Source organism: Streptomyces luteosporeus, from assembly GCF_039532865.1.
Lineage (GTDB): Bacteria > Actinomycetota > Actinomycetes > Streptomycetales > Streptomycetaceae > Streptomyces > Streptomyces luteosporeus.
Window position 1 is genome coordinate 293,292 of the sequence record NZ_BAAASL010000006.1, and the last position, 25,906, is coordinate 319,197.

The following is a 25,906-nucleotide window of genomic DNA, read 5'->3' on the forward strand; positions in this document are numbered from 1 at the left end:
CGGCGCCATGAACACTGCGGACCTGGGACTCCCGGTGACCGTGCCGTCCACGGCGCTGTTCACCGACCGGTACGAACTGACGATGCTGCAGGGCGCCCTGCGGTCCGGCACCGCGCACCGCCGCTCGGTCTTCGAGGTCTTCACGCGCCGGCTCCCCGAGGGCCGGCGCTACGGCGTGGTCGCGGGCACCGGACGGGTCCTGGACGCCGTGGAGAACTTCCGCTTCGACGGCGCCATCCTCGACTTCCTCGCCGCCGGCAAGGTCGTCGACGACGCCACCCTGGCCTTCCTCGCCGACTACCGCTTCAGCGGTGACATCTGGGGCTACCCCGAGGGCGAGGTGTACTTCCCCGGCTCGCCCGTCCTGCGCGTCGAGGGCACCTTCGCCGAGGCGGTGCTGCTGGAGACGGTGATCCTGTCGATCCTCAACCACGACTCGGCCGTGGCCGCCGCCGCATCCCGGATGTCGGTCGCGGCCGGCGAGCGGCCGCTGATCGAGATGGGCGCCCGCCGCACGCACGAGCTGGCGGCCGTGGCCGCCGCGCGCGCCGCCTTCGTGGGCGGCTTCAGCTCGACCTCCGACCTGGCCGCGGGCTTCCGCTACAGCATCCCCACCGTCGGCACCAGTGCGCACGCCTTCACGCTGCTGCACGACAGCGAACGCGACGCCTTCACGGCGCAGGTGGCCTCGCTCGGCTCGAACACCACCCTGCTGGTGGACACCTACGACGTGGCCGAGGCGGTCCGGATGGCCGTGGAGATCGCCGGCCCGGACCTGGGCGCGGTGCGCATCGACTCCGGCGACCTGCTGCTGCTCGCGCACCGGGTGCGCCGGCAGCTGGACGAGCTGGGCGCCAAGGACACGAAGATCGTGGTCACCAGCGACCTGGACGAGTACGCCATCGCCTCCCTCGCCGCCGCCCCGGTGGACGCCTACGGCGTCGGCACCCAGCTGGTGACCGGCAGTGGCCACCCCACCTGCTCGATGGTCTACAAGCTGGTCGCCCGTTCGGACGAGGCGGGCCCGGACGCGCCGCTGCGGCCCGTGGCCAAGAAGTCCATGGGCGGCAAGGCCTCCCTCGGCGGCCGCAAGTGGGCGGCACGCCGCGTGGACGCGCACGGGGTGGCCGAGGCCGAGGTCGTGGGCACCGGTGCCGTCCCGGAGGGCCTCGCGGACCGGCAGCTGCTGGTCGAGCTGGTGCGCGGGGGCACCGTCGTCGGCCGGGAGCCGCTGGCCGCGGCCCGCGAGCGGCACCGCACGGCGCTCGCGGGGCTGCCGATGTCCGCCACGCAGCTCTCCCGCGGGGAGCCGGTCCTGCCCACGGAATACGCTTCCTGAGCGCCCCCAGTGCCCCTCCCGCACCGCCACCCGACTCACTACCCTCGGTCACACAGGCTGATCCGTACGACCGGCCGGGGGCCCCTCACATAAGGATCTGCACCATGACCCGTGCACTGATCATCGTCGACGTGCAGAACGACTTCTGCGAGGGCGGCAGCCTCGCGGTGGCCGGCGGCGCCGACGTGGCCGCGGCCATAACCGACCTGGTGGGCGAGGCGCCCGCCGGGTACGCCCACGTCGTGGCCTCCCGGGACATGCACGTCGACCCCGGGGAGCACTTCTCCGACGAGCCGGACTACGAGCACTCCTGGCCCCGGCACTGCGTGGCCGGCACCGAGGGCAGCGGCTTCCACCCCAACCTGGCGCCCGCCATCGCCTCGGGGGCCGTGCAGGCGGTCTTCGACAAGGGCGCCTACGAGGCCGGCTACAGCGCCTTCCAGGGCGTGGACGAGACCGGCGCGAAGCTCGCCGACTGGCTGCGCGAGCGCGAGGTGACCGAGGTGGACGTGGTGGGCATCGCCACGGACTACTGCGTCCGGGCGACCGCCCTGGACGCGCAGCGGGCCGGCTTCGCCACCCGGGTGCTGCTGGACCTGACGGCCGGGGTGGCCCCGGAGACCACGCAGCGCACGCTGCAGGAGCTCGGCGCCGCGGGCGTGCAGCTGCGCGGCGAGCCGGTCGTCCAGGCGGCCTGAGGGCCCGCTAGGGCCGATCGGCGGAGCGGGCGGGGCGCAGCAGGCTGCCGATCGGGTGCCAGGACTCGGTCCGCCCGTGCGGCAGCGAGCGCCACAGCAGCCCGTCCGGGTGGTGCAGGACGGCCGTGACCTCGTCGGGGGTGGGCGGTTCGGTGTTGCCGCGCAGGTAGACGGCGCGCAGCCCGAGGTTGCGCAGCCGGGTCAGGGCGCGGGCCCGGTTCGGGGCGCGCACCAGGACGCGTACGCGCCCGTCCGGCGGGGCGGACCCGGCGTGCGGGGCGGCCAGGGACAGGGCGACGACGACACTGCCGTCGGGGAGCCGCACGAAGCCTCCGCCTGCCATCTCACCCCCGCCGGGGGGACGGGGACGCCGGTGGCGTCCGTAAGACCATCATGAGAAGCATTCTCGGCACGAACGGCCGGTGCCCGCCAGACGGGCACCGGCCGTACAGCTGTGCTACGAGCCCTGCGGGGTTACTTGGCCGGGCCCACCTGGATCGTCATCGTGGAGCCGGTGAGCGCCTCGTTGAGGATCCGGATGCGGGTGTTGGTGTCGGTGATCTTCACACCGCCCGAGGGGTTGGCCGGGTCGACGTAGGTGTTGCGGTGGTCGTCGAAGACCGGGGTGCCGAGCTTGCCCTTGACGCGGGTGGCGACACCGTTGCTGTGCACGGTGTAGCCGTCGGTCGGGTACCAGCTGAAGGGCGAGTCGTACGCCTGGAAGCGGTTGCGCATGATCGTGCCGTCGGCCCACTTCTCGGCCTTCGGGTGGGCGTCGATCGGCAGGATGCGGCCGGCGCCGGGGTGCACGCCGACGTTGTTGTCCGCCTGCGAGGTGTCCCACTGCCAGATCAGCAGGCCGTTCTGGTACGGGTAGTGCTCGACCCAGTTGGGCTTGGTGTTGCGGAAGCCGAAGTTGTACGGGCCGACGCGCAGGGTGCGGTCGTAGGAGACGTACTGACGGTTCTCCGCGATGTAGTACTGCGGGTACTCCTTGGTGAAGGAGGCGCCGATGCGCGAGAAGCCCTGGGCGGTCCAGCCGTTGTCGCCGTTCTCGGCGCCGTCGGCGAAGAGCTGGGTGCCGTCGGCGGTCAGGGTGATGGCGTCGGCGGTGAAGCCCTTGCCGGAGGTGCCGCCGTCGGTGGCGTAGCGGAAGCGCAGACCGATCTTCTTGCCGGCGTAGGCGTCGAGCGCGTACGACAGCTTCTTGTAGGCGCCGGAGGTGCCGGTCAGGGCGGGCTTGTTGCCGCCGTCACGGGTGATCTGCTTGCCGTCGGCAGTGCCGTCGACGGGCGTCCAGTTGGCGCCGCCGTCCGTGGAGACCTCGGCGTAGAGGTAGTCGTAGTTCTCCTCGATGTCCCACCAGCCGGACAGGTCGAGGGTGGCCTTGGACTTGCCGGTGAGGTCGACCTGGCGGGTGAGGGTGTTCTTCAGGTCGTCGCCCTGGCCGCTCCACCACTGGCTGCTGCCCTCGGCGGGCTTGACCACGTCGGTGGTGACCTTCTTGGCGGGCAGGTCGACCACGACGGCCTGCTTGTCGCGCGTGTTGTACTCGGCGACGCCCAGCTTGTGGGTGGACTTCGTCGCGGCCTTGGCCTTGTCGTAGTTGAGCCAGCCCAGCTGCAGCTTGTCCCAGGCGCTCATGTCGCCGGGCATGTCGCCGATGGTGTCCTTGCCCTCGCCCAGCCAGGAGCCGGACGACATCAGGGACCAGTAGGCGACGGAGGACTCACCGGTGCCGGTGGTGTCGTACTCGTCGGGCAGGCCCAGGTCGTGGCCGTACTCGTGGGCGAAGACGCCGAGGCCGCCGTTCTCCGGCTGCATGGTGTAGTCGCCGACCCAGAAGCCGGTGTCGCCGATCTGGGTGCCGCCCGCCTTGTTGTTCCCGGGGCCGGTCTTGCCGGCGTCGGAGCCGTAGGCGTACCAGCGGTGGGCCCAGATGGCGTCCTTGCCCTGGGCGCCGCCGCCCGCGGACTCGTCCTCGCCGGCGTGGACGATCTGGAAGTGGTCGATGTAACCGTCCGGCTCGTTGAAGTTGCCGTTGTGGTTGTAGTCGTTGCGGTCCCACTGGTCGTACTGGGCGAGGGTGGCCTTGATGTCGGCGTCGCTGCGGCCGGCGGCCTTCTGGTCCTTCACCCACTGGTTGACCGCGTCGCGGATCAGGTCCCAGGCGCTGGGGCAGTTGGTGGAGCCGCAGTAGTTGGAGCCGTAACGGGCCTCGTTCCAGGGGACCCTGACCCAGTCGGTGACGACGCCGTCGACCGAGTAGCGGCCGGAGGACTGCTTCTCGTAGTACTTGGCCAGGGACTCCTTCTTCTCGTCGTGCGAGAAGTAAAGGTCCTGGAAGTACTGGCGGTTGTAGTCCTGCTGCCAGGCGGTGCTGTTGTCCTTGGAGCGGTCCGGCTTGGGGATGGTGTTGTGCGCCGGGCCGGGGGTGCCGCCGTACTTCTTCACGGGCGGCTTGGGGCCGTCGGGGCCGTCCGGGTCGTACATCGTGGTGTCGTCGACCTTGTCGCCGAAGTCCACCAGGATGGTGAATATCTTGTCGGTCTTCTCCCGGCCGAGCTCGACGTACTTGCCCTTGCCGAGCTGCACGACCTTGGACGCGCCGCGCTGCTGCGCCGTGGCGTCGCCGGATATGACCTGCTCCAGCGCGGCCTTGCGCTGGTCCTCCTGCTTCTTGCTGAACGGGCCCTTGAGGTCGTGCTCCGCACCCTTCTTGACCTGCGCCGGGTCCTGGCGCTCGATGGTCGCGGGGCGGTCGGACGCGCCGGACGGGGTGGTCACGCCCGCCGCCTGCGCGATCCCGGCCGACAGGGTGCCCGTGCCGAGGGCCGCGACCACGGCGGCCACCGCGGCGGATCGGACGACCCGACGTTGGCTGATCTTCACTTGTGAATGTCCTCCCCAGTAAGAACTGTGGAGGTATTTGATCGGAGTGACGCCAGAAAAGACAGATCTTGACTGTGCAAGGTCAAGCAAGTACGTTATCCGGCCTTTAAGTTGCGGATAACGGGCAAGCCCGAGCGCGACGGCTCACTCCGGGCGCGCCGAACACCCCCGTGCACCCCTTGTGCTCCCGGTACCGTGGGTTAGGTCACGCTTACCACCCGTTCCGCCAGGGCAGAGACCCTCGTAGAGTCGAAGGCGGTACATACCAGGGGTACGTACCAGCGACTCGATCCCCTCCCCTGTCCGCTGACGCCTTTGATGCCTTGAGGACGGATCCCGCCATGCCGCGTCCGGCTCCTGCACAGATCGCGTACGGATCGGCCACCGTCGTCTGCGCCGCCCTGGCCATGCTGCTGCTGGCACCGGGCGCCCCGGGCGCCGCACTGGGCGTCATCGCCCTGGCCGCACTCGCCCTGGGGGTCGCCGTGGCCCTCCTCGTGCCGTCCCCGCGGCGTACGAGGACACGGCGCGAGCGCCGCCGATGCCCGGCCGCCGAAGGGGCCCTGGCCGACCAGCGCACGCCGGCCGCCTCACTGCACGGTTGAGACCACCACCGTCTTCGCGGCCTTGTCGTGGATGCACTGGTGGTACGGCTCGTCCCAGGTGCACCACAACACGTTGACCAGCCAGAAGACGAAGCCGCAGCACGGAATGACCTCCGGCAGCGAGTACACCGCCGCGCGCGTCCAGCCCGGCCTGCCGTGCGGGATCGCGCCGTTGTCCAGCATCGCGACCCGGATCCTCATCGCCATCTTGCCCACGGTCTGGCCACGCGCCGAGAGCATCAGCCCCTCGTAGAGGAAGTAGACGATGGCGACGATGATCGACAAAGAGGTCGAACGGCCCTGGTCGTTGCGCCAGTCCCAGGCGTCGTGGTCCTGGCTCCAGGTGGCGGCTGCGTAGATCACGCTGATCGGAACGCTGATCAGGAGGCCGTCGATGATGCGGGCGACCAGCCGCTTGAAGCGGCTGCCCAGCGGCGGCATCCCGGCCAGGGGATCGGCCGGCCCCGGGGCGGGCGGCGGTGGCGGGAACGGCGGCGGCTCCGTGCTCATGGCCCGAGTACACCGCGCCGGCCGGCCCGTCGCATCCGACCGGCCGCCGTTCGGGGGGCTGCGCCCACGGCGGGTGGGCGCACGGAGTGGGGCGGCCGGCTCAGCCGCTCGCCACGAACGTACGGGCCGCCTTGTCGTGCCAGCACTGCCGCCAGGGGCGGTCGAAGAGGCACCACAGCACGTTCAGCACGCCGACCACCAGCACTCCCAGCACCCCGTAGACCAGCCACCTGCGCACCGCCGCGCCGAAGCCCGCCACGTCGTGCGACTCGATGTCCACCACGCGCACCTTGAAGAGCTTCTTGCCCAGCGTCCGCCCCCACTTCGCCGTGGGCAGCGCCTCGTAGAGCAGACCGCCGACGAAGAGCACGGCCAGCACCACGGCCAAGTACGTGCCGGTCGTGCCGTCGAGGAGCCAGACCGTCACCGTCCGCCCCGTCTGCCGCGCCTGCTCGACCTTCTCGTCGATGTGCTCGACCGACTTCGCCCACAGCGGCACGGCCACCGCGCCGACCGCGCCGCCGAGCACCACCGTGTCCAGCAGCCGGGCGGCCAGCCGCCGGCCCAGCCCGGCCGGCCGGGCCTGGGCGGCCTGCGCGGCCCGCACGAACGGGTCGTCCACGACCGGCTTCCACGGCGCCCCGGGCGGCGCCTGCTGAGCCAGCTGCTGCACCTGCTGCGCCCAGCCCACGGGCTGCTGCTGCCGGGGCACGGGCGCGGACTCCGGGCGCCGGGCCGGGAGCCCGGCGGCCTCGGCCTCCGCCGGGGCGGCGGGGGCTGCGGCCGGCTCCTGGGCGCGCCGGTCGGGCCAGGCCACGGGAGCCGCCACCGGTGCGGGCGAGACGGCGGGGGCGGGCGAGGAGGCGGGGACGGGCGAGGAGGCGGGGGCGGCGCCGTGCGCCGTGGGGCGCAGGTCGAGGGTGCCCTGGCCGCTCTCCACGGCGGCCGCCGCCTCGGGGCGCTGCGGGGGCTGCTGCGCGGACCGCAGCGGCTCCTTGACGGGTAGTTCGGCCAGCCGCGGGTCACGGGCCCGCGGCAGGGCCGGCGTCGCCGGAGCCGTGCCGGCTGCTGCTGCCGTCGTCGCCGCCGCCGCCGAGGGAGGCTCCTCGTCGAGGAACACCGGACCGGTCTCCTCCGCCCCGCGGGGGGTGGCGGGCGCGGGCGGTGCCGGGCGCGGCGCGACGACCGCCGAGGGCGGCGGCGCGGGCATCGGCTCGCCCTCGGCGGGCGCGGGCCGGCTGGTGCCGGGCACCCAGGCGGTGCCGCTCCAGTAACGGATGTAGCCGGGGATCGACGGGTCCGGGTAGTACCCCTGCGGGGGGCTGCTGTCAGCGGATCCCGAGGTGGGTGCGCTCATGGTCTCCGGTGTCCCGTATCTGCTCGGCCGTACTTGGGTGGTCACCAGGTCTACCAGACCGCCCCGCCCTCCGTGACGCACCCGCGGCGGACCACTCACACGTGCGAACCGTACCGATGGCCGGAAGTCGCGTCATGAATCGCGCCCTCCGCCCTCTGGGGAAATGCTGATCCCCGAGCAGAGAGGGCGCACTCATGCACACCGTGGTGGAACGAGAGCTGGAGACCGACCTGGTGCTGTCGCCGGAGCGCAGCATCCCCGTACCGTCCCGGCTGACCTACCGGACGGCCGACCCGTACGCCGTCCACCTGACCTTCCACATCACCTCCAAGCAGCCGGTGACCTGGACGTTCGCGAGAGACCTGCTGGTGGAGGGGGTGTTCCGGGCGGCCGGCGCCGGGGACGTGCGCATCTTCCCCGGGCGCGACGGGGACCGCGCGGTGGTCTGCGTCGCGCTGTCCTCTCCCGACGGCACGGCCCTGCTCAGGGCGCCGGCGCGGGCGGTCTCGGCATGGCTGGACCGCACGCTGCGGGCCGTGCCGCCCGGTGAGGAGCGCGCGTGGCTGTCCCTCGACGAGGCGCTGCGCGAGCTGCTGGCCTCGGGGGCGTAAAGCCGCGGGCGGTGCGGGCGGAAGGGCTCCTTCGGGTGCGCCTCACGTGGGGGTGGGAAACCCGATGGGGTGAGGGGCGGCAACGTCGAGCACCTTTCCGGGGTTGAGAAGACCGAGGGGGTCGAAGACGGCCTTGATGCCCCGCTGGAGCTCCATGGCCAGCGGCCCGGCCTCCTCGGCCAGCCACTGCTTCTTCAGCAGCCCCACGCCGTGTTCGCCGGTGATGGTGCCGCCGAGCTCCAGGCCGAGGGCCATGATGCGGTCGAAGGAGGCCCGGGCGCGCCGGGCCTCCTCGGGGTCGGCGGGGTCGAAGCAGACGACGGGGTGGGTGTTGCCGTCCCCGGCGTGGGCGCACACGCCGATGGTCAGGTCGTGTTCGCGGGCGATGGCCGCGGTGCCCTGCAGCATGTCCGCGAGCGCCGAGCGGGGCACGCACACGTCGTCGATCATGGTGGCGGGGCGCAGCCGTTCCAGGGCGGGCAGGGCCATGCGGCGGGCCTGCAGCAGCAGTTCGGATTCGGCGGCGTCCTCGGCCGGTACGACCTCGGTGGCGCCCGCCCGCGTGCACACCTCGGCGACCGCGGCCAGGTCGGGGGCCGGGTCGGGGGTGTCGAAGGCGGCCAGCAGCAGGGCCTCGGTGCTCTCCGGCAGGCCCATGTTCCCCAGGGCGTTGACGGCCCGCACGCAGGTGCGGTCCATCAGCTCCAGCAGGGAGGGCGCGTGCCCGCCCGCCATGATCTGCCGCACGGCCTCGCAGGCGGCGGCGACGGAAGGGAACTCCGCGGCCAGCGCCAGCTGCTGGGGCGGTGCGGGCCTGAGGGCGAGCACGGCCCGTACGACCACGCCGAGGCTGCCCTCGGAGCCGACGAACAGGCGGGTGAGGTCGTAGCCGGCGACGCCCTTGGCGGTGCGCCGGCCGGTCCGCAGCAGCCGGCCGTCGGCGAGGACGACGTCCAGCCCGAGGACGTACTCGGCGGTGACGCCGTACTTGACGCAGCACAGGCCGCCGGAAGCGGTGCCGATGTTGCCGCCGATGGTGCACTGCTCCCAACTGGAGGGGTCCGGCGGGTAGTACAGCCCCTGATCGGCCACCGCGCGGGAGAGGTCGGCGTTGACGACGCCCGGTTCCACGACGGCGATGCGCTCGACCGCGTCGATTTCGAGGATGCGGTCCATCTTGACGAGGGACAGCACGATGCACCCGTCCGTGGCGTTGGCCGCCCCCGACAGCCCCGTACGGGCGCCCTGCGGCACCACCGGCACGCGCAGCGCGGTGGCGGTGCGCATCACGTGCTGCACCTGCTCCACGGTGCGCGGCAGGACGACCACGGCGGGCGCGCCGGCGGCGCAGAAGCTCGCCATGTCGTGCGCGTAGGAGGCGGTGACGTCGGGGTCGGTGACGACGGCTTCGGGGGGCAGTCCCGCGCGCAGCATTTCGGTGAGATCACCCATGACCCCACCCTGTCATCGCACGCCTCCACAGGGGAAGCGCCCCGAAGGGGCGCGGGACAGTGTCGATATGCGGCTACCGCCGCGTGGGCGCGACCGGCCACAGCCGGCCCGCAGCCGAAACAATCGCACCCCTTCGAACCCCGCCGGGAGGCTAGAGGTTGCCGCGCTTCTCCTGTTCGCGCTCGATGGCCTCGAAGAGGGCCTTGAAGTTGCCCTTGCCGAAGCCCATGGAGCCGTGCCGCTCGATCATCTCGAAGAAGACGGTGGGACGGTCCTGGACCGGCTTGGTGAAGATCTGCAGCAGGTAGCCGTCCTCGTCGCGGTCGGCGAGGATCTTCAGCTCGCGCAGCGTGTCGATGGGCACGCGGGTCTCGCCGACCCACTCGCCGAGCGTGTCGTAGTACGAGTCGGGCGTGTCGAGGAACTGCACGCCGGCTTCCCGCATGGCGCGCACGGTGGCCACGATGTCGTTGGTGGCCAGGGCGATGTGCTGGACGCCGGGGCCGCCGTAGAACTCGAGGTACTCGTCGATCTGCGACTTCTTCTTGGCGATCGCCGGCTCGTTGAGCGGGAACTTCACCTTGCGGGTGCCGTCGGCGACGACCTTCGACATGAGCGCGGAGTACTCGGTGGCGATGTCGTCGCCCACGAACTCCTTCATGTTGGTGAAGCCCATCACCTTGTTGTAGAAGCCCACCCACTCGTCCATTTTGCCGAGCTCGACGTTGCCGACGCAGTGGTCGATGGCCTGGAAGCGGCGGGGGCCGGGCTCGACGATGGGCCGGGCGGCGGCGAAACCGGGCAGGTACGGGCCGCTGTAGGCGGAGCGCTCGACGAGGGTGTGCCGGGTCTTGCCGTAGGTGGCGATGGCGGCGAGGACGACGGTGCCGTGCTCGTCCTTCACCTCGTGCGGCTCGGTCAGACCGGTGGCGCCGTGCTCGACGGCGTACGCGTACGCCGCCCGGGCGTCGGGCACCTCGATGGCGAGGTCCACCACGCCGTCGCCGTGCTCGGCGACGTGTGCGGCCAGGAAGCGGCCGTGCTCGGTGGAGGCCTTGATCACCGTGGTGAAGACGAACCGGGCGCTGCCGGACTCCAGGACGTAACTCGCGGTCTCCCGGCTGCCGTTCTCCGGTCCGGAGTAGGCGACCAGCTTCATGCCGAAGGCGGTGGAGTAGTAGTGCGCGGCCTGCTTGGCGTTGCCGACGGCGAAGACGACCGCGTCCATCCCCTTGACCGGGAAGGGGTCGGCCTGCCGAGCGGTGTGCGGGGTGTGATCCGTGGTCTGAGTCATGGCCGCAGGGTCTCTCCGAACCGCAAGATGCGCAATACTTTGCGTTTTCACTGGGCAATGTGTTCAGCGATGCCCCGGGAGGTGCGGGCGATCCGTGCAGGATGACCACGAGAGGTGGCCGAGGGTGATCGATCGTTTGGACGGCCGGCTGATCGAGCTGTTCGCGCAGGAGCCGCGCATCGGGGTCCTGGAGGCCTCCCGGCGCCTGGGGGTGGCCAGGGGCACGGTGCAGGCGCGCCTGGACCGGCTGCAGTCCCAGGGCGTCATCCGCGGCTTCGGCCCCGACGTCGACCCGGCGGCGCTGGGCTATCCGGTGACCGCCTTCGCGACCCTGGAGATCAAGCAGGGCCAGGGCGCGGACGTGCGCACCCACCTCGCGACGGTGCCGGAGGTGCTGGAGCTGCACACCACGACCGGGCACGGCGACATGCTCTGCCGGCTGGTGGCCCGCTCCAACGCCGACCTGCAGCGGGTGATCGACAAGGTGGTGGCCTTCGAGGGCATCGTGCGCGCCTCGACGGCCATCGTCATGGAGAACCCCGTGCCGCTGCGGATCATCCCGCTGGTGCGGCAGGCTTCGCAGGACTGACGTCGCGTGCCGGTCAGCAGGTGGGGACGCGCCCGCCGTCCTTGAGCGCCTTGAGGGACGCCACCGCCTGGTCGAGCGTCGTGACCGGCACCAGCCGCATGCCCTTGGGCAGCTCCGCGCTCGCGTCCGAGCACTCCCCCTTCGGCACGAGGAAGACGGTGGCGCCGTCCCGGGCGGCCGCCTGCGTCTTCAGCGAGACGCCGCCCACCGCGCCGACCTCGCCCTCCGGGGTGATGGTGCCGGTGCCCGCGATGACACGGCCGCCCGTCAGATCGCCGCCGCGCCCGTCACCGGCCAGCTTGTCGACGACGCCGAGGGAGAACAGCAGCCCCGCGCTCGGGCCGCCGACGTCCGCCAGGCTCAGCTCGACCTTGACGTCCTTGGACGAGCGGTGCAGGTAGCGCAGGGCGGCGTCGGCGGCCGCGTCCTGCGACTTCTTCATCTCCGCCACGTTGTGCTGCTCGATTTCCCGGTCGGACTGCCCCGAGGGGTAGACCGCCTCGCGCGGCATCACGGCCCGGTCGGTACGGAACCAGCTGTCGACCACGTCGCCCAGCCGGATCTGCGTGTCCGGCCCGGTGGCCTCGATCGTCGTCATGCGCAGCTGCCCGCTCGTGAGGCGCGTCGGCGCACCACTGATGGTGATCACGGGCTTGTTCTTGTGCTCCCCGAGCACGTTCGCCGTCGTCGTGCCCGGCTGGGCGATGACGAACGGCAAAGGAGCGAGCGCGACCACGGCGAACAGGGCGACGACGAGAACGCCGCACACGGCGAGGGCCCGGCGGGACGAGGTACGAGCAGCTGGCATGCTGCGACCCTATTTCACCGCAAGGACGACCGCCCTACCGGTGCCGGTGGACGGGCGGGGGTGGGACCCGTCCACCGCACGGTGCGCGTGCCTCCCCGCACTAGCGCAGGGCGTCCGCCACCTCCTTCGCGGCCGCCATCACCCGGGCGCCGACCCGGTCCGGCACCGAGTCGGCGAGCATGACCACGCCGACGCTGCCCTCGATGCCCGAGACGCCGAGCAGCGGCGCGGCCGCACCGCTGGCCCCGGCCTCCAGCTCGCCGTGGGTCAGCGCGTACCCGGGGTTGTCCACCTCGCCCCTGCGGGCGGCGAGTATCGCCCGGCCGGCCGCACCGCGGTCCAGCGGGTGACGGAACCCGGTGCGGTACGCGACGTGGTAGTCCGTCCAGCTCGGCTCGACGACGGCCACCGCGAGCGCCTCGGTGCCGTCGACGAGCGTGAGATGGGCGGTGGCCCCGACGTCCTCGGCCAGGGCCCGCAGCGCGGGCAGGGCCGCCTCCCGCACCAGCGGATGCACCTGCCGGCCCAACCGCAGCACCCCGAGCCCCACCCGGGCCCGCCCGCCGATGTCGCGGCGCACGAGCGCGTGCTGCTCCAAGGTGGCCAGGAGCCGGTAGACGACGGTCCGGTTGACCCCGAGCCGGGTGGACAACTCGGTGACGGTCAGCCCATGATCGGTGTCTGCCAGCAATTTGAGGACTCTGAGCCCTCTGTCGAGCGTCTGCGAAGTCTCCGCGGTCACGACGCCCCTCCTCCGATGAGAGGCGGCCCCTCGTCACGGTGGGGTTGCGCCGGCCGGTCCCGTCCGGCAGCGCGCGAGAAGAGGCCGCCGGCGGCTTGACGCATGTTCCGGCTGCGCTCCGCGGCGGCGCTGCCACGGGGCGTGTGCGTGACCGGCACCGTAGCGCCGCCGGTCCGCTCAGCGGAAGAGTCTGCCCACAATCCGGGCAGGGTGCACGGCATTTCACGGGCCGGACGCCGTGAGTGCAGCGATCCAGGGGGCCGTTGACGTTGCAGGGGCTTTAGTGTGATCGCCATGCAGATTTCCCGAATAGCCACGATCGTGGCGGCCGGTGTCATCACCCCGGCCCTCTTCCTGGCCGCGCCGGCCGTCGCCGCCGACGCCCCGGCCACGACGGGACAGACGACCGAGCAGACGACGCAGACGAACCAGACGACGACGGGGACGACGGACGCGGGCAAGGAGAAGCCCGCCACGGTGGTCAACCCGCTGACCGTCCGCGGCCTTCCGAAGACCGTGAACGCGGGCACCACGCACGTTTTCGAGATGGTCTTCAACAACGGCAGTGAAAACGACGTGGTCTTCACTCCGCAGGTCGCCTACCGCACCACGGACCCCGATGCGGCCAAGCCCGGGGACTACCCGGTCAAGCTGTGGTACCGGCATGGCCCTCACGGCCAGTGGGTGGAGGCGAAACTGACCCGGCGTGAGAGCCAGAGCGGGAAGGAGCAAGGTTTCTTCGACCGCGTCGGCAGCCTTGGCGACGCCAAGGGCTTCACGGTGGAAAAGGACAAGCAGGAGGCGTTCGAGCTACGGCTGGAATTCGGCAAGCAGACCGCCGCAGGCAAGAACGTCCGCTTCACCGTGACGGACGCCAAGGACCTGAACGCCACCGGCGAACAACAGTTCGCTATTGAAGCCGCCAAGGACGACACCGCACCGACCGGCAGCGCCTCGCCCACCGCCACCGGCAAGACGACGCCGACTTCCGGCAGCTCCAAGGCGCCGACGGCCTCCGCCTCGCCGACCACGTCGGCTTCCGCTTCCGCTTCCGCCTCCGCCAGCGCCTCCGCCTCGCCCACGACGTCCGGCAGCGGCTGGTCCTCCGGCGGCAACAGCGCCAGCGGGTCCGGCTCCAACAGCGCGAGCGGCCAGCTGGCCGCGACCGGTTCCGACCCCGCCACGCCGTGGATCGGCGTGGCCGGTGCCGCCGCGATCGCCGCGGGTGCCGGTCTCGTCGTGGCGACGCGGCGTCGCCGCTCCGGCTCCGCCGCCGCCGAGCAGGCGTAACGCACGACGGGCCCCGGACGCGAGACGCGTCCGGGGCCCGTCGACCGGGTCATCCGGTCACTTCATGCGCGTGGCCCACTCGCGCACCTTGGTGATGCGCTCGGTGAGCTGTCCGGCCGTCGCTTCCGCCGTCGGGGGGCCACCGCACACCCGTCGCAGTTCGGTGTGGATGACGCCGTGCGGCTTGCCGCTCTGGTGGGAGTAGGCGCCGACCAGCGTGTTGAGCTGCTTGCGCAGTTCCAGCAGCTCCTTGTGGGTGACGACCGGCCGGCGCTCGGCGGGGATCTCCAGCAGGTCCGCCTCGGCGTCGGGCTTGCGGCGGCTGTGGGCGATCTGGCGGGCCTGCCGCTTCTGGAGCAGGAGCTGGACCTGTTCGGGCTCGAGGAGGCCGGGGATGCCGAGGTAGTCCTGCTCCTCCTCGCTGCCGGGGTGGGCCTGCATGCCGAATTCGGCGCTGTTGTAGAGCACGCGGTCGAAGACGGCGTCGGACTCCAGGGCCTCGAACGGCAGCATGTCCTGCTCGCCGGTGTCCTCGTCCTGCTGCTTGTTCGCCTCGTCCATTTCCTTCTCGGACTCGGCGTACGGGTCCTCCTCCTCGCCCTCCTTCTTGGGCTTGTCGAGGACGTGGTCGCGCTCGGCCTCCATCTCGTTGGCGAAGGAGAGCAGCATGGGGATCGTCGGCAGGAAGACGGACGCGGTCTCACCGCGCCTTCGTGAGCGCACGAAGCGGCCCACGGCCTGGGCGAAGAACAGGGGCGTGGAGATCGTCGTCGCGTACACGCCGACCGCGAGGCGCGGTACGTCGACGCCCTCGGACACCATGCGGACGGCGACCATCCACCGCGAGTCGCCGGCGGAGAAGTCGTCGATGCGCTGCGAGGCGCCGGAGTCGTCGGAGAGGACGACCGTGGGCCCCTCCCCGGTGATCTCGCGCAGCAGCTTGGCGTAGGCGCGCGCCGAGTCCTGGTCGGAGGCGATCACGAGGGCGCCCGCGTCCGGGATGGACTTGCGCACCTCGGTCAGGCGGCGGTCGGCGGCGCGCAGCACGTTGGGCATCCAGTCGCCGCGCGGGTCGAGGGCGGTGCGCCAGGCCTGGGAGACCGCGTCCTTGGTCATGGGCTCGCCGAGGCGGGCCTCCAGCTCGTCGCCGGCCTTGGTGCGCCAGCGCATGTTGCCGCTGTAGGAGAGGAAGATCACGGGCCGCACGACGCCGTCGGCGAGGGCGTTGCCGTAGCCGTAGGTGTAGTCGGCGGAGGAGCGGCGGATGCCGTCGTTTCCCTCTTCGTAGGTGACGAAGGGGATGGGGTTGGTGTCGGACCGGAAGGGCGTTCCGGTCAGGCACAGGCGGCGGGTGGCCGGCTCGAAGGCCTCCAGGCAGGCGTCGCCCCAGGAGCGCGAGTCGCCGGCGTGGTGGATCTCGTCGAGGATGACGAGGGTCTTGCGCTGTTCGCAGCGGTTGCGGTGCAGCATGGGCCGTACGCCCACGCCGGCGTACGTGACGGCGACGCCGTGGTACTCGCGGCCCAGCGGTCCCGCGCTGTACTCCGGGTCGAGCTTGATGCCTATGCGGGCTGCGGCCTCCGCCCACTGCTTCTTCAGGTGCTCGGTCGGGGCGACGACCGTCACCTGCTGGACGACGTGGTGGTGCAGCAGCCAGGAGGCCAGGGTGAGCGCGAAGGTGGTCTTGCCGGCGCCGGGCGTGGCGACGGCGAGGAAGTCGCGCGGCTGCGTCTGGACGTACTTGTCCATGGCGCCCTGCTGCCAGGCGCGCAGCTTGTTGGCGGTACCCCAGGGGGCCCGGCCGGGGAAGGCGGGCGAGAGATGGTGAGTGGAGGTGGTGGTAGTCACGGTCTCCGTCGGCTGGCTCGGCGATCGGCAACCGCGTCAGCCTAACCGCGTCCGCGGGGGCGACCGGGTACGACCGGCCCTCCTCACCCGGCGGTGGGACCGAGGTCACAACACGCTGCGTGGCGGGTGCGTCCCCCGATCCTCCCCGTCCTGCCCTCCCCAGTCCCTCCCTGCCCGCTCCCTACCCGCGCGGCCGCAGCCGCGTCGCCACGTAGGCGCCGGTCAGCGCGCACCCCGCCGCCAGCGCGAACACCGGTACGAAGGCCCGCCCGCCGAGGGCGAAGAGCACCCCGGCCACACCGACGAGCACGATGCTGCCGAGCGCGTCCGAGACCTGCAGCGACGCCGAGTTCGCGCCTTCCTCGCCCTTCCGCGACAGGCGCAGCAGCAGCACGGCACCGCTGGAGATCGTCAGCCCCATCCCGTAGCCGCCGATCACCCAGGCCACGGCCACCGTCCAGGCCGGTACGGCCCCGATCAGCACGGTGGGGGCGAGGGCGATGGCCGCGGCCAGCAGGGTCATGCCGAGGACGACCAGGCGCTCGCGGTGCGGCTCGACCCACGACCGGCTCTGGGTGAAGGAGGCCAGGGCCCAGCTCAGTCCGCCGCCGGTCAGCGACAGGCCGGCCAGCGTGGGCGAGAGCCCGCGTTCGCTGACCAGCATCAGCGGGACGAAGCTTTCCGCCGCCAGGAAGGAGCCCTGCGCGATGCCGCGCAGCAGCACCACCGCCGGCAGTCCCCGTCCGGCCCGGAACGTGCCGCGCGGCAGCAGCCGCAGCGCGGCCGGTGCTAGCAGGGCCAGCCCCAGCACCGCCGGTACGGCGGAGAGCGGGCGCAGGTCCTGCCCGGCGTACTGCAGCAGTCCGGCTCCGGCGGCGACCGCGAGGGCCAGCAGGATGCGCCGCCGGTCGAGCCGGTCGCTGCGCTGCCCGGCGGGCATCCGGCGCAGGGCCGGCAGCATCACGATCAGCGGCGGCACGATCAGTACGGGGATGGCCAGGAACACCCAGCGCCATCCGAGGTGCTCGGTCACGCTGCCGGCGACCAGCGGGCCGACGATGACGGGGACGACCCAGGCGGCAGAGAAGGAGGCCATGACCGCGGGCCGGAGCCGTTCGGGGTAGGCCCGGCCCACGACGACGTACAGGGCGACGATCACCAGTCCGGCGCCGGCTCCCTGCACGCCGCGCGCGGCGACGAACATCCACATCTGCTGGGCGGAGCCCGCGCCCACCAGCCCGAGCCCGAACGCCGCGATGCCGCTGAACAGCGGCGCGAGCGGTCCGGCACGGTCGCACCACTCCCCCGACAGCACCATGGCGAACAGGCTGGCGGTGAAGAAGGCGGAGAAGGAGAAGGCGTACAGCCCGATGCCGTCGAGGGCGCGGGCGGCGACCGGCATGGCGGTGTTCACCGCGCTGGCCTCGAAGGCGATGAGGGAGACGACGGAGACTATGCCGAGGGTGAGGGCGCGGTACCGGCGCCCGAGAACGCCTTCATCGGTGTCCGCTGCGGACCGTCCGGCTATGGCATCGGCGGTGGTGGTCATGACCTTCAGAGTAAGAGGCGAAGGCCGGTTTGACCCCTGTCGCGAGCCCGAGATCCACTCGGCCTTGCGATCTAGTCACGTGGTCGGTCCGGGGCTCGGCCCCTGGTCCTTCCGAGGCCCGGCGCACCGCCGGCCCGGCACTCGGTCACGACTGGCCACGGATCGGCCACAGCTCCGTCCTGGTTCTGCCGCGATTCGATCATGATCAGGCAAATCGTCGACTTTTCGCCATGATCATGTCCATACACTTCCTGGCGATCGGCGCCACCCGGCGCCCGCAACCAGCACCACCACGGGGGATTCCAGTGTCCATTCGTCATGCCGTCGCCGCCGCACTGCTCGTGTCCGGCGCGCTCACGCTGACCGCCTGCGGGCCCACCGACGACGACGGCGGCAAGAACGACGCCAAGGGCTCGGCGAGCGCGGCCCCGTCGAAGCCCACCGGCGACAAGGGCGGAAAGGGCGACAAGGATGGCAAGGGCGGCAAGGGCAAGGACGGCTACAAGGACCCCTGCGCCCCGCTGCCCAAGGGCCACAAGCTCATCCACGTGAACCTCGTCGAAGGCGCAATGAACAACATCGTCGCGCAGGACGCCAAGGTCTCCTGCAACACGAAGATGGACGAGGGCGCCTTCTACCGCCCCGAGGGCGAGACGCGCACCTACGCCTTCGACAACGACAACGCCAAGGTCACCGTCCTGACCCTGGACGGCCCCCAGGCCCGTCCGACCAAGCCCACCGGCACCGCCATGTCCGGGATCGGCCACGTCAAGGAGTGCGCGGACCCGAACCACCAGCAGTACGACAACCAGTCCAAGGCGGACCACAAGGAATGGTGCGCGGGCCAGAACTACTACGACGTGACGATCGGCCCCGGCAACAAGATCACCGAGATGACCGAGCTCTCGGGTTCGTGAACCCCTCATTGGCTTAGGTGTAGACGCAGGCGTTCGCTCACGTCGTGAGCAGGACGCCCCCGTACGACAGCCCGGCGACGACGATCCACGCGCCCAGCCCGAGGGCGGCGACCCGCCCGCCCGTGCGGGCCAGCGAGGGCAGGTGCACGGCGCTGCCCAGGCCGAAGAGGGCCGCGGCGAGCAGCAGTTCCTGCGCGTGCCGGGCCGCGGCCAGGACCGTGCCGGGCACCAGGCCGGTGGTGCGCAGGCCGGCCGTGAGAAGGAAGCCGAGCACGAACAGCGGCAGGACGGCCGGCCGCTTCGCCGTCGCCTTCCCGGCCGTCGTCCTCCCGGCCGTCGTCCTCCCGGCCGTCGTCCTCCGGGTCGTCGTGCTCCCGCGCCTGCGCAGGGCCACCGCCACCGCCGCCACGAGCGGGGCGAGCAGCGCCACCCGCAGCAGCTTGACCAGGACGGCCTGCCCCAGCGCCGCCGCCCCGGCGGTCTGCGCGGTGGCCACGACCTGGCCGACGTCGTGCACGCTCGCGCCCGTCCAGCGCCCGAACCGTGCCGCGTCCAGCCCGAGCGGGTGCTGCAGCAGGGGCAGGACGGCGATGGCCAGCGTGCCGCATAGCGTGACCAGGGCGACAGAGGTGGCGACGTCCTCCTCGTCGCTGCCGGCCGCCTCGCCGACCGCGCCGATCGCCGAGGCGCCGCATATCGCGTACCCGCTCGCGACGAGCAGCGGCTGGTCGCCGGGCAGCCCCAGACGGCGGCCCAGCCACAGCGTGCCGGCGAAGGTCGCGGCGACGACGGCGAGCACCATGGCGACGGTGGTCCAGCCGAGGGCGAGGACGTCGCCGAAGCCCAGTCCGAGGCCGAGCAGCACGATGCCGGCGCGCATCAGCCGCCTGCCGGCGAACGCCAGGCCCGGCCTGGCGCTGCCGCGCACGACGCTGCGTACGCCGGGCAGGTGGGCGGCGGCGATGCCGAGGACGACGGCCGCGGTGAGCGCGGGTACGGTGGGCAGCAGCCGGTGCGCGGTCCACGCCAGGGCGGGCCCGGCGGCGGCGAGGGCGAGCCCGGGGCGCAGCGAGCGGGAGCCGGCGACCGGGTACGTGCGCACCTGCTGTTCGGTGACCGTCACGGCGACGTGCCCCCGGCCCGGCACTCACGCTCGCGCTCGTGCTCGCCCTCGTTAGCCGGCAGGTCGTACACGCGGCGCACGCTGGAGCCCAGGCGCAGGACGTCGGCGCCGTAGACGTGCAGGGAGATCGCGACGGAGGCCGAGGCGTTGCCGACCCGGTGGATGTCGCCGGGCGGGGCGAAGCCGCACACGTCGCCCTGCCGGTTGACGACGTCCGCGGTGGCGACGAGGCGGGCGGTCGGGCCGTCGGGGACGAGCCGGTAGCGGCGCTCGCTCTCCCGGCCGCGGTGGACGCCGGTGACGCACCAGGAGACGTGGTCGTGGACGGCGGTGTGCTGGCCGGGCAGCCAGACCAGGGCGACGACGGAGAAGCTGCCGTCGCGCTCGGCGTGCAGCACGTGCTGGCGGTAGTGGTGGGCGTCGCCCCGGCACTGCTCGGCGGTGAGCAGGTCGGGGGCGCCGAGGTGGGGGGCGAGGCGCTCGCCGACGAGGTACGCCGTGGTGTCGGGGGCCAGGCCCCGGGCCACGGTGTCCCCGATCTCGCCGACGAGCCGCGCCATGCGGGTGGTCACCGGGAGGGTGCGGGGGGCGGCGTGGGTGGTCATGCCAGGAGGATCGCCCCGGTCGTTCCCCCTGGTCCAACGACGGTTTCTTGCCGGGATGCCAACACCGGCTTATGGGTGGCGGCCGGATGACGTCTCGTGTGCGCTCCGGCCCGTACGTTCTCAGCAGCCGACGCGGCGGGCGGCCGCGGCCCGTACCTCGTCGAGCACCAGCGCCGTGGCGGGGATCCGCAGGTGCTCGCGCAGCACGTAGGCGGCGACCTTGCGGCGCGAGGCCGGGTCCAGGGCCCGCCCGGTGATGCGGTCGTGCCGCAGGAACGACAGCACGAGCCCCGGCATCATCGCCACGCCCAGCCCCTCGGCGACGAGCGACTGCACGACGAGGTTGTCGTTGGTGGTGAAGGCGATGTCAGGTGCAAAGCCCTGTTCGGCGCACTCGTGCAGGAGGTTGGCCCGGCAGCGCAGGCAGCCGGCGATCCAGCGCTCGCCGGCGAGGTCGGCGAGCTTGACGGCGCGGCGGCGGGCGAGGGCGTGCCCGGCGGGCAGCAGGACGGTGAGCTGGTCCTCGAACAGCGGTATCTCGGCGAGCTCCGCGGGCACCTGTTCGTGCAGGCCGGGATAGGTGAAGGCCAGCGTGATGTCGCACTCGCCGCGCACCAGCCGGCCGAGCGAGTCGGGCGGTTCGCCCTCCTGCAGCTCGACGCGGACGCCGGGGTGCTCGGCGCTCAGGCGGGCCAGCGCCTCGGGGACGAGGGTCGCACCGGCGCTCGGAAAGGCGCACACCCGTACGCGTCCGGCGCGCAGCCGGGTCAGGGAGCTCATTTGCCGCTGTGCGGCCGCAATGCTCTCCAGGATGATCCCGGCGTGCCGGGCGAGCGCCTCGCCCGCCTCGGTCAGCCGCATCCGCCGCCCGACGCGGGTGAACAGCGGGGTGCCCACGGCACGTTCCAGGGCCTTCATCTGCTGGGTGACGGCGGGCTGGGTGTAGCCGAGGACGCGGGCCGCGGCGGAGTAGGACCCGGCGGTGACCACCGTATGGAAGGTCTTGATGTGCCGCGAGTCGAACACGCCGGAATCATAAGCGGAATTTGGGACAGGCGCGGGGGTACTCGGGGGTTGCTTCTGGATCGCTGGACATATCCGTCATGGTGGACTCATGCCGCACTACACCTCATACGACTCGGCCGAGCTGAGCTACCGGATCCTCGGCGAGGACTCCGGCGGGCCGCCCCTGCTGTGCCTGGCCGGCGGCCCCGGCCGCGACGCCGCCTACCTCGGCGACCTCGGCGGCCTCGCCGCCCACCACACCCTCGTCGTCCCCGACAGCCGCGGCACGGGCGCCTCCCCGCCGGCCGGCGACCCGGCCGCGTACGCCTTCCCCGCCCTCGCCCGCGACCTCGAAGCCCTGCGCGCCCACCTCGGCCTGGAGCGCTTCGCCCTGCTCGCCCACGACGCCGCCTGCGCCACCGCCCAGGCCTACGCGGCCGCCCACGGCGACCGCCTCAGCCACCTGGTGCTCGTCACCCCCGGCTCCCGCCTGCAGGGCGAACTGCCCACCGACGCCGAGGAGATCTTCGAATCCCGTACCGACGAACCCTGGTGGGTCGACGCCTACGTCGCCGTCCACTCCCTGCCGGACGCCGCCGACCTCGCCGAGGTCCGCTCCCTCCTGCTGCGCGCCGCCCCGATGGCGTACGGCCGCTGGGACGCCCCGCAGCGCGCCCACGCCGCCGGCGAACCCGACCAGCTCAACCCCGTCCCCCGCGCCGGCTTCTGGCAGGGCGTGGACGAGCCCGTACGCCTGGGGATCCTGCACGCCCTGCGCGAGCTGCCCGTCCCCGTCCTCGTCGTGACCGGCGACCTCGACGCCGTCACGGGCATGCGCGCGGGCGAAGCGGTCGCCGCCTCCTTCCACCACGGCACCCTGCGCCCGCTGCACGGCGTCGGCCACTACCCGTGGGTCGACGAGCCGGACCTCTTCCGCCCCCTGGTGGACGACTTCCTGCGCACCCCGCTGGGACTGTGAACCGGCACTGCGAACCGGCACTGTGACGGCCGCGTGTCCGCAAAGTGACAGCCCGGCCGGAACGCTTGAGGCCACCCACGGCCACCCCTACGGTGGTCTCACGAACGCTGGCCGTGTGCCCGAGTGGCTCAGGGGCTCGCCTGCAAAGCGAGTTACGCTGGTTCGATTCCAGTCACGGCCTCTACAACAATCCGAGATCGCGCAGTTCCTTGTGCAGGTCGCCCCGCGGATGCCCGGCGGCAACGGTCTCTTCCTTTGCCTCTCCCTTTGTCTCCCCCTTCCGCCGGTCCCGGAAGACCCACCCCCCGACCAGGCCCCCGACGAGCCCACCGAGGTGCCCGAGCCAGCTGATGCCCGGAGTGCCCGGCACGGCGAGCGTGAGCAGATAGGCGTACGAGGCGCCCATGACGACGCCCACGAGGCTGTCGACGAGCCGCCGGTCGAAGAACCCGCGCACGACCACGTACCCGAAGTACCCGAAGACCAGCCCACTGGCCCCGACCGTCCCGGAGTGCGCCCGCTCCAGACACCACACGGCCACCCCGCTCGCCACGGCCACCAACACCGTCAGCCCCAGGAACCGGGCCACCCCGCGATAGGCCGCGAGGAAAGCGAACACGAACAGCGGCCCGGAATTGCTCTCGATGTGCGCCCAGCTCCAGTGCAGCAACGGCGCGGCAAACACGTCCGGCAGCCGCCCGACCTCGCCCGGCACGACGGCAAACGTCCGCGCCAGCTCGTACCCGCTCCCCCAGTTGGCCACCTGCAGGGCCCACACGACCGCCAGCAACCCCACCACGACGAAGAACGCCTTCCGCGCCTCCGCCACCATCCGCACCGCGTCCACGGGGACCGCTGCCTCTCTCCTGCTCATCCGCGTAGGTTACGGCGGCCCTGCGGGCTGGTACGGAACCGGGCGCATGTTCCCCTCCTGACACGGTTTTCGCCACACGCGTCAGAGGACGTTCAGATTTCCACCCTTCCGGGGCACCCCTCGTCACGACCGGGTGATCAGCGGATTGATGACGTGTCGGGTATTCCTATTCGCCGCTAACCTCACGCAGGGATGCCGGGGCCCGGCCCGCAGCCGTGTGCCGGCGTCCAGAGGGAGGGAGCACGCGATGGGACCCGCCGTGACCTTCGGCGAGCTCGAACAGCTGCAGGGTGAGGAACTTCCCCCGCGCATCGCGCTGTCGAGCGTGGCACCGGTGGCCGGTGGCAGCGATCAGCCGGTGTACCCGACGCTGGTCAGAACCGAGCACGGTGCGACGGTCGCCTACGCCTGCCAGTACCGGCAGAACGACGCCGGTCCGGCGCTCCTCGTCGCCCTGGGGCTGGCCTCCAGCAACCCCGGCTACACCACCACCTGCGTTCCCGCGGCCATTTCCACCCACTGACAATTTCACTTCTTTCACTTCCTGCTCACTTCCTGCCAGGGAACCCCAGAACTCGTTCTCGGCCCGATTCCCTGACGCACTTACGCAGCGGAAATCGTGCGAGGACGACCTGCCCGGCGCGCCGTTCCGGCGGACCGGGTGACGTACCGGAGTGCGGAAACCAGAGAAAGGGGAACGGAAATGAACAACGCCGTCAGCTTCGAGGAACTCGCCGGTATTGCAGGAGAGGTCCTTCCCGAGCGCACGGTCATGGGCATCGTCGCCAGCCCGTTCGGACGCCTCGCGGCCGGACCGGGTGACGGTACGGGCGCGGGTGCCGCGTCCGGCGCCAGCTCCTCGGCGGCCTCGGGCGGCGGGGTGTTCGCCCCCGTACCGCACGACCACGGCACCACGATCCTCTCGTCCTGCCAGTCCATCGACCGCCAGGGGACCCCGGGCCTGTTCGGCAGCCTCGGCCTGGGCTCCGAGAACCCGGCCAGCAACGTGACCTGCACGCCCGCGGCGATCGCCAGCCACTGACCGTCGCCGCCTAGCCGCTCGGCGCACCGCCGGGGGAAGGGCCGGGAGCTCCCGCCGGCCCTTCCCCTCGGCCCGGATCCTGGGGAGAGCCGACCATGACGACCCTGCCATCCGTCCCCGCTCTGGTCACCGGCACCGAGCTGGTCGGCGAGTTCGAAGGATCCGGCTACCGCGAACCACCCCAGCTCGTCTGCCGCCCCGACGGGCAACTCGTACGGCTGCCCCCACTTCTGTACCAGGTCGCCAAGGCGCTGGCCGGAGGGGCGACCGCCGCTCAGGTGGCCGACGACCTCAGCCGGGAAACCGGCCGGGAATTCACCGAAGAGCACGTCGTCTTCCTCCTGGACAAGAAGCTCGCACCGCTCGGCATCACGACGTACAGCGACGGCTCCCCGCCTCCGCCCACGGCCAAGAGCGACCCGTTCCTCTCCTTCCGCTTCCGGATCGCGGTCCTGCCGGAACACGTCACCTGGTTCCTCTCGGGTCTCTTCGCCTGGCTCTTCCGGCCCTTTCTCGTCGCCTTGGCCGTCGCCGCCTTCGTGGCCGGTGAAACCTGGCTGTGGACGACCCAGGACACCGGCGCCGCCCTGCAGACCACGCTCACGGACCCGGCCGGCGTCCTGCTCGTCCTCCTCCTGGCCATCGCGTCGTGCGTCTTCCACGAAATGGGCCACGGCGCGGCGTGCCGCTACGGCGGCGTACGCCCGGGAGCGATGGGCTGCGGCATCTACCTCGTCTGGCCGGCCTTCTACACCGACATCACCAACTCGTACCGCCTCGGCCGCGCCGGCCGCATCCGCGCCGACCTCGGCGGCGTCCACTTCAACGCCCTCTTCGTACTGGGCCTGCTGGGCGCCTACGCCGGTACGGGCTTCCAGCCGCTGCTGGTGGCCGTCCTCTCCGTCCACCTGGAAATGATCCAGCAGCTCCTGCCCACTCTCCGCTTCGACGGCTACTACATCGTCGCGGACCTGATCGGCATCCCCGACCTCTTCAAGTACATCGCCCCGATCCTGAAGCGCGTCCTGCTGCGCCGCCCGGACGAGGACGGCCGCCTGGCCGCCTTGAAGCGCGGCCCGCAGATCGTAGTGGCGGCATGGGTGCTGGTGCTGATCCCGGCGATCGTCCTGCAGCTGGGGATGGTGCTGATCAACCTGCCGGAGCTGCTGGTGGCCGACTGGCAGCACATCTCCTTCCTGCTCACCACAGCGGACTCCTCCAACAACCGCCTGCTCGGCCTGACATCGGCCCTCATCCAGAGCCTGCTGCTGGTGCTGCCGCTGGCGGGGCTGGCCGTGGCACTGGCGCGGCCGGTACGGGGGCTGGTGCGGTGGGCGCGAACCACCGCCTTCAGCCGGTGAGCCGGAATCACACCCCCTTGCCGGGCCCCGGCCCGTGCCGGCAGACGCCCCACTCCTGCACACAAGCCCGCACGAGCAGCAGCCCACGGCCGGTCTCGTCGTCGCCCCGGCCCGCGTCGTCCTCCTCGTCCTCCCGCGCCGCCCGCACCCACCCGGGCGCGGGCGGGAAGACGGGCGAGAAGTCGCTGCGAGGCGGAAAGTGGGCGGCAGAGGCGGCGGCTGGTGCGGTGGTGCCGGGACACATGATGTGACTCCCCCAGGGTTTCACCGGTTGCCCTCCGAGCGACGTGCGGTGGCTTGCCGCGCGCAGGCATACGGACGAAGGCATGCGGACGCGGTGCGCTTCCGGCTTACGGCCGCGGAGGGCGGGACGCTTCGACGGCAGGGAGAGCGGTTTCCGATCAGCAACCCGATCG

The 25,906-nt window shown here is 72.0% G+C and carries 26 protein-coding genes and 1 tRNA gene; 12 read left to right on the forward strand and 15 right to left on the reverse strand.

Features of this window, described 5'->3' with window-relative positions; genetic code table 11:
- Positions 1–7: 7 nt before the first annotated feature.
- Together ABD361_RS10040 and ABD361_RS10045 are read left to right on the forward strand one after the other, a co-directional pair.
- Positions 8–1,339: a nicotinate phosphoribosyltransferase gene (locus ABD361_RS10040; RefSeq protein WP_344434546.1), complete on the forward strand. Its 1,332-nt coding sequence runs from the start codon at positions 8–10 to the stop codon at positions 1,337–1,339.
- 104 nt (positions 1,340–1,443) lie between these two features.
- Complete coding sequence (locus tag ABD361_RS10045) at positions 1,444–2,037, forward strand: isochorismatase family protein (protein ID WP_344434547.1); 594 nt, start codon at positions 1,444–1,446, stop codon at positions 2,035–2,037.
- 7 nt (positions 2,038–2,044) lie between these two features.
- Here ABD361_RS10045 and ABD361_RS10050 read toward each other — a convergent pair whose 3' ends face one another.
- Positions 2,045–2,380 carry a hypothetical protein gene (locus ABD361_RS10050; RefSeq protein WP_344434548.1) on the reverse strand — a complete coding sequence of 112 codons (336 nt, stop codon included), beginning with the start codon at positions 2,378–2,380 and terminating at the stop codon, positions 2,045–2,047.
- Positions 2,381–2,511: 131 nt separating this feature from the next.
- Positions 2,512–4,929 (reverse strand): immune inhibitor A domain-containing protein, encoded by a 2,418-nt coding sequence (locus ABD361_RS10055; protein WP_344434549.1) that lies wholly within the window; start codon positions 4,927–4,929, stop codon positions 2,512–2,514.
- A 341-nt stretch (positions 4,930–5,270) separates the two neighbouring features.
- Between ABD361_RS10055 and ABD361_RS10060 the strand changes: the two genes are divergently transcribed.
- Positions 5,271–5,534, forward strand: a complete 264-nt coding sequence (locus tag ABD361_RS10060) for a hypothetical protein (RefSeq protein WP_344434550.1) — start codon at positions 5,271–5,273, stop codon at positions 5,532–5,534.
- Here the strand turns inward: ABD361_RS10060 and ABD361_RS10065 are convergent.
- On the reverse strand, positions 5,520–6,044 hold the full coding sequence (locus tag ABD361_RS10065) for an RDD family protein (RefSeq protein ID WP_344434551.1): 525 nt from the start codon (positions 6,042–6,044) through the stop codon (positions 5,520–5,522). The two genes, ABD361_RS10060 and ABD361_RS10065, sit on opposite strands and share 15 nt — an antisense overlap.
- A 100-nt stretch (positions 6,045–6,144) precedes the next feature.
- Positions 6,145–7,401 carry an RDD family protein gene (locus ABD361_RS10070; protein WP_344434552.1) on the reverse strand — a complete coding sequence of 419 codons (1,257 nt, stop codon included), beginning with the start codon at positions 7,399–7,401 and terminating at the stop codon, positions 6,145–6,147.
- Between the two features lie 194 nt (positions 7,402–7,595).
- Between ABD361_RS10070 and ABD361_RS10075 the strand changes: the two genes are divergently transcribed.
- A complete protein-coding gene (locus ABD361_RS10075) occupies positions 7,596–8,012 on the forward strand; it encodes an SsgA family sporulation/cell division regulator (protein WP_344434554.1) in 417 nt (138 codons plus the stop codon).
- A gap of 42 nt (positions 8,013–8,054) precedes the next feature.
- Here the strand turns inward: ABD361_RS10075 and ABD361_RS10080 are convergent, their stop codons facing one another.
- Together ABD361_RS10080 and hppD are read right to left on the reverse strand one after the other, a co-directional pair.
- Complete coding sequence (locus ABD361_RS10080; RefSeq protein WP_344434555.1) at positions 8,055–9,464, reverse strand: FAD-binding oxidoreductase; 1,410 nt, start codon at positions 9,462–9,464, stop codon at positions 8,055–8,057.
- A 151-nt stretch (positions 9,465–9,615) separates the two neighbouring features.
- Positions 9,616–10,758: a 4-hydroxyphenylpyruvate dioxygenase gene (gene hppD / locus ABD361_RS10085; protein WP_344434556.1), complete on the reverse strand. Its 1,143-nt coding sequence runs from the start codon at positions 10,756–10,758 to the stop codon at positions 9,616–9,618.
- Between the two features lie 124 nt (positions 10,759–10,882).
- Between hppD and ABD361_RS10090 the strand changes: the two genes are divergently transcribed.
- Positions 10,883–11,347 (forward strand): Lrp/AsnC family transcriptional regulator, encoded by a 465-nt coding sequence (locus ABD361_RS10090; RefSeq protein WP_344434557.1) that lies wholly within the window; start codon positions 10,883–10,885, stop codon positions 11,345–11,347.
- 13 nt (positions 11,348–11,360) lie between these two features.
- On the opposite strand, the gene ABD361_RS10095 is transcribed toward ABD361_RS10090, so the two are convergent.
- Together ABD361_RS10095 and ABD361_RS10100 are read right to left on the reverse strand one after the other, a co-directional pair.
- Positions 11,361–12,155 (reverse strand): S16 family serine protease, encoded by a 795-nt coding sequence (locus ABD361_RS10095; RefSeq protein WP_344434558.1) that lies wholly within the window; start codon positions 12,153–12,155, stop codon positions 11,361–11,363.
- A 100-nt stretch (positions 12,156–12,255) separates the two neighbouring features.
- Positions 12,256–12,897 (reverse strand): IclR family transcriptional regulator, encoded by a 642-nt coding sequence (locus ABD361_RS10100; RefSeq protein WP_344434559.1) that lies wholly within the window; start codon positions 12,895–12,897, stop codon positions 12,256–12,258.
- A 294-nt stretch (positions 12,898–13,191) separates the two neighbouring features.
- Here ABD361_RS10100 and ABD361_RS10105 point away from each other — a divergent pair, with 294 nt between their 5' ends.
- On the forward strand, positions 13,192–14,187 hold the full coding sequence (locus ABD361_RS10105; protein ID WP_344434560.1) for an LAETG motif-containing sortase-dependent surface protein: 996 nt from the start codon (positions 13,192–13,194) through the stop codon (positions 14,185–14,187).
- Positions 14,188–14,244: 57 nt separating this feature from the next.
- On the opposite strand, the gene ABD361_RS10110 is transcribed toward ABD361_RS10105, so the two are convergent.
- Positions 14,245–16,035 (reverse strand): DEAD/DEAH box helicase, encoded by a 1,791-nt coding sequence (locus ABD361_RS10110; RefSeq protein ID WP_344434561.1) that lies wholly within the window; start codon positions 16,033–16,035, stop codon positions 14,245–14,247.
- Between the two features lie 181 nt (positions 16,036–16,216).
- The gene (locus ABD361_RS10115; protein WP_344434563.1) at positions 16,217–17,584 is read right to left on the reverse strand and encodes an MFS transporter; all 1,368 of its coding nucleotides are present in this window, start codon (positions 17,582–17,584) and stop codon (positions 16,217–16,219) included.
- 305 nt (positions 17,585–17,889) lie between these two features.
- Between ABD361_RS10115 and ABD361_RS10120 the strand changes: the two genes are divergently transcribed.
- Positions 17,890–18,501, forward strand: a complete 612-nt coding sequence (locus tag ABD361_RS10120; protein ID WP_344434564.1) for a hypothetical protein — start codon at positions 17,890–17,892, stop codon at positions 18,499–18,501.
- Between the two features lie 37 nt (positions 18,502–18,538).
- On the opposite strand, the gene ABD361_RS10125 is transcribed toward ABD361_RS10120, so the two are convergent.
- The 3 genes from ABD361_RS10125 to ABD361_RS10135 all read right to left on the reverse strand — a co-directional run bounded on the left by ABD361_RS10125 (position 18,539) and on the right by ABD361_RS10135 (position 21,255).
- Positions 18,539–19,624 (reverse strand): YeiH family protein, encoded by a 1,086-nt coding sequence (locus ABD361_RS10125; RefSeq protein ID WP_344434565.1) that lies wholly within the window; start codon positions 19,622–19,624, stop codon positions 18,539–18,541.
- The gene (locus tag ABD361_RS10130) at positions 19,621–20,229 is read right to left on the reverse strand and encodes a cysteine dioxygenase family protein (RefSeq protein ID WP_344434566.1); all 609 of its coding nucleotides are present in this window, start codon (positions 20,227–20,229) and stop codon (positions 19,621–19,623) included. The genes ABD361_RS10125 and ABD361_RS10130 overlap by 4 nt, the downstream gene beginning before the upstream one ends.
- Positions 20,230–20,349: 120 nt before the next feature.
- Complete coding sequence (locus tag ABD361_RS10135; RefSeq protein ID WP_344434567.1) at positions 20,350–21,255, reverse strand: LysR family transcriptional regulator; 906 nt, start codon at positions 21,253–21,255, stop codon at positions 20,350–20,352.
- Between the two features lie 88 nt (positions 21,256–21,343).
- On the opposite strand from ABD361_RS10135, the gene ABD361_RS10140 reads away from it, so the two are divergent.
- Together ABD361_RS10140 and ABD361_RS10145 are read left to right on the forward strand one after the other, a co-directional pair.
- Entirely contained in the window at positions 21,344–22,213 is an 870-nt protein-coding gene (locus tag ABD361_RS10140) for an alpha/beta fold hydrolase (protein ID WP_344434568.1), read from the forward strand.
- Between the two features lie 109 nt (positions 22,214–22,322).
- Positions 22,323–22,394: transfer RNA gene (locus tag ABD361_RS10145), tRNA-Cys, on the forward strand.
- Here ABD361_RS10145 and ABD361_RS10150 read toward each other — a convergent pair.
- The gene (locus ABD361_RS10150) at positions 22,395–23,087 is read right to left on the reverse strand and encodes a rhomboid family intramembrane serine protease (RefSeq protein WP_344434569.1); all 693 of its coding nucleotides are present in this window, start codon (positions 23,085–23,087) and stop codon (positions 22,395–22,397) included. It abuts the tRNA gene before it with no gap.
- A 247-nt stretch (positions 23,088–23,334) separates the two neighbouring features.
- On the opposite strand from ABD361_RS10150, the gene ABD361_RS10155 reads away from it, so the two are divergent.
- The 3 genes from ABD361_RS10155 to ABD361_RS10165 all read left to right on the forward strand — a co-directional run bounded on the left by ABD361_RS10155 (position 23,335) and on the right by ABD361_RS10165 (position 25,490).
- Entirely contained in the window at positions 23,335–23,610 is a 276-nt protein-coding gene (locus ABD361_RS10155; RefSeq protein ID WP_344434570.1) for a hypothetical protein, read from the forward strand.
- Positions 23,611–23,790: 180 nt separating this feature from the next.
- Positions 23,791–24,129: a hypothetical protein gene (locus ABD361_RS10160; protein ID WP_344434571.1), complete on the forward strand. Its 339-nt coding sequence runs from the start codon at positions 23,791–23,793 to the stop codon at positions 24,127–24,129.
- 95 nt (positions 24,130–24,224) lie between these two features.
- Positions 24,225–25,490 (forward strand): hypothetical protein, encoded by a 1,266-nt coding sequence (locus tag ABD361_RS10165; RefSeq protein ID WP_344434573.1) that lies wholly within the window; start codon positions 24,225–24,227, stop codon positions 25,488–25,490.
- 7 nt (positions 25,491–25,497) lie between these two features.
- Here ABD361_RS10165 and ABD361_RS10170 read toward each other — a convergent pair whose 3' ends face one another.
- The gene (locus ABD361_RS10170; protein ID WP_344434574.1) at positions 25,498–25,734 is read right to left on the reverse strand and encodes an ATP-binding protein; all 237 of its coding nucleotides are present in this window, start codon (positions 25,732–25,734) and stop codon (positions 25,498–25,500) included.
- Positions 25,735–25,906 lie beyond the last annotated feature (172 nt).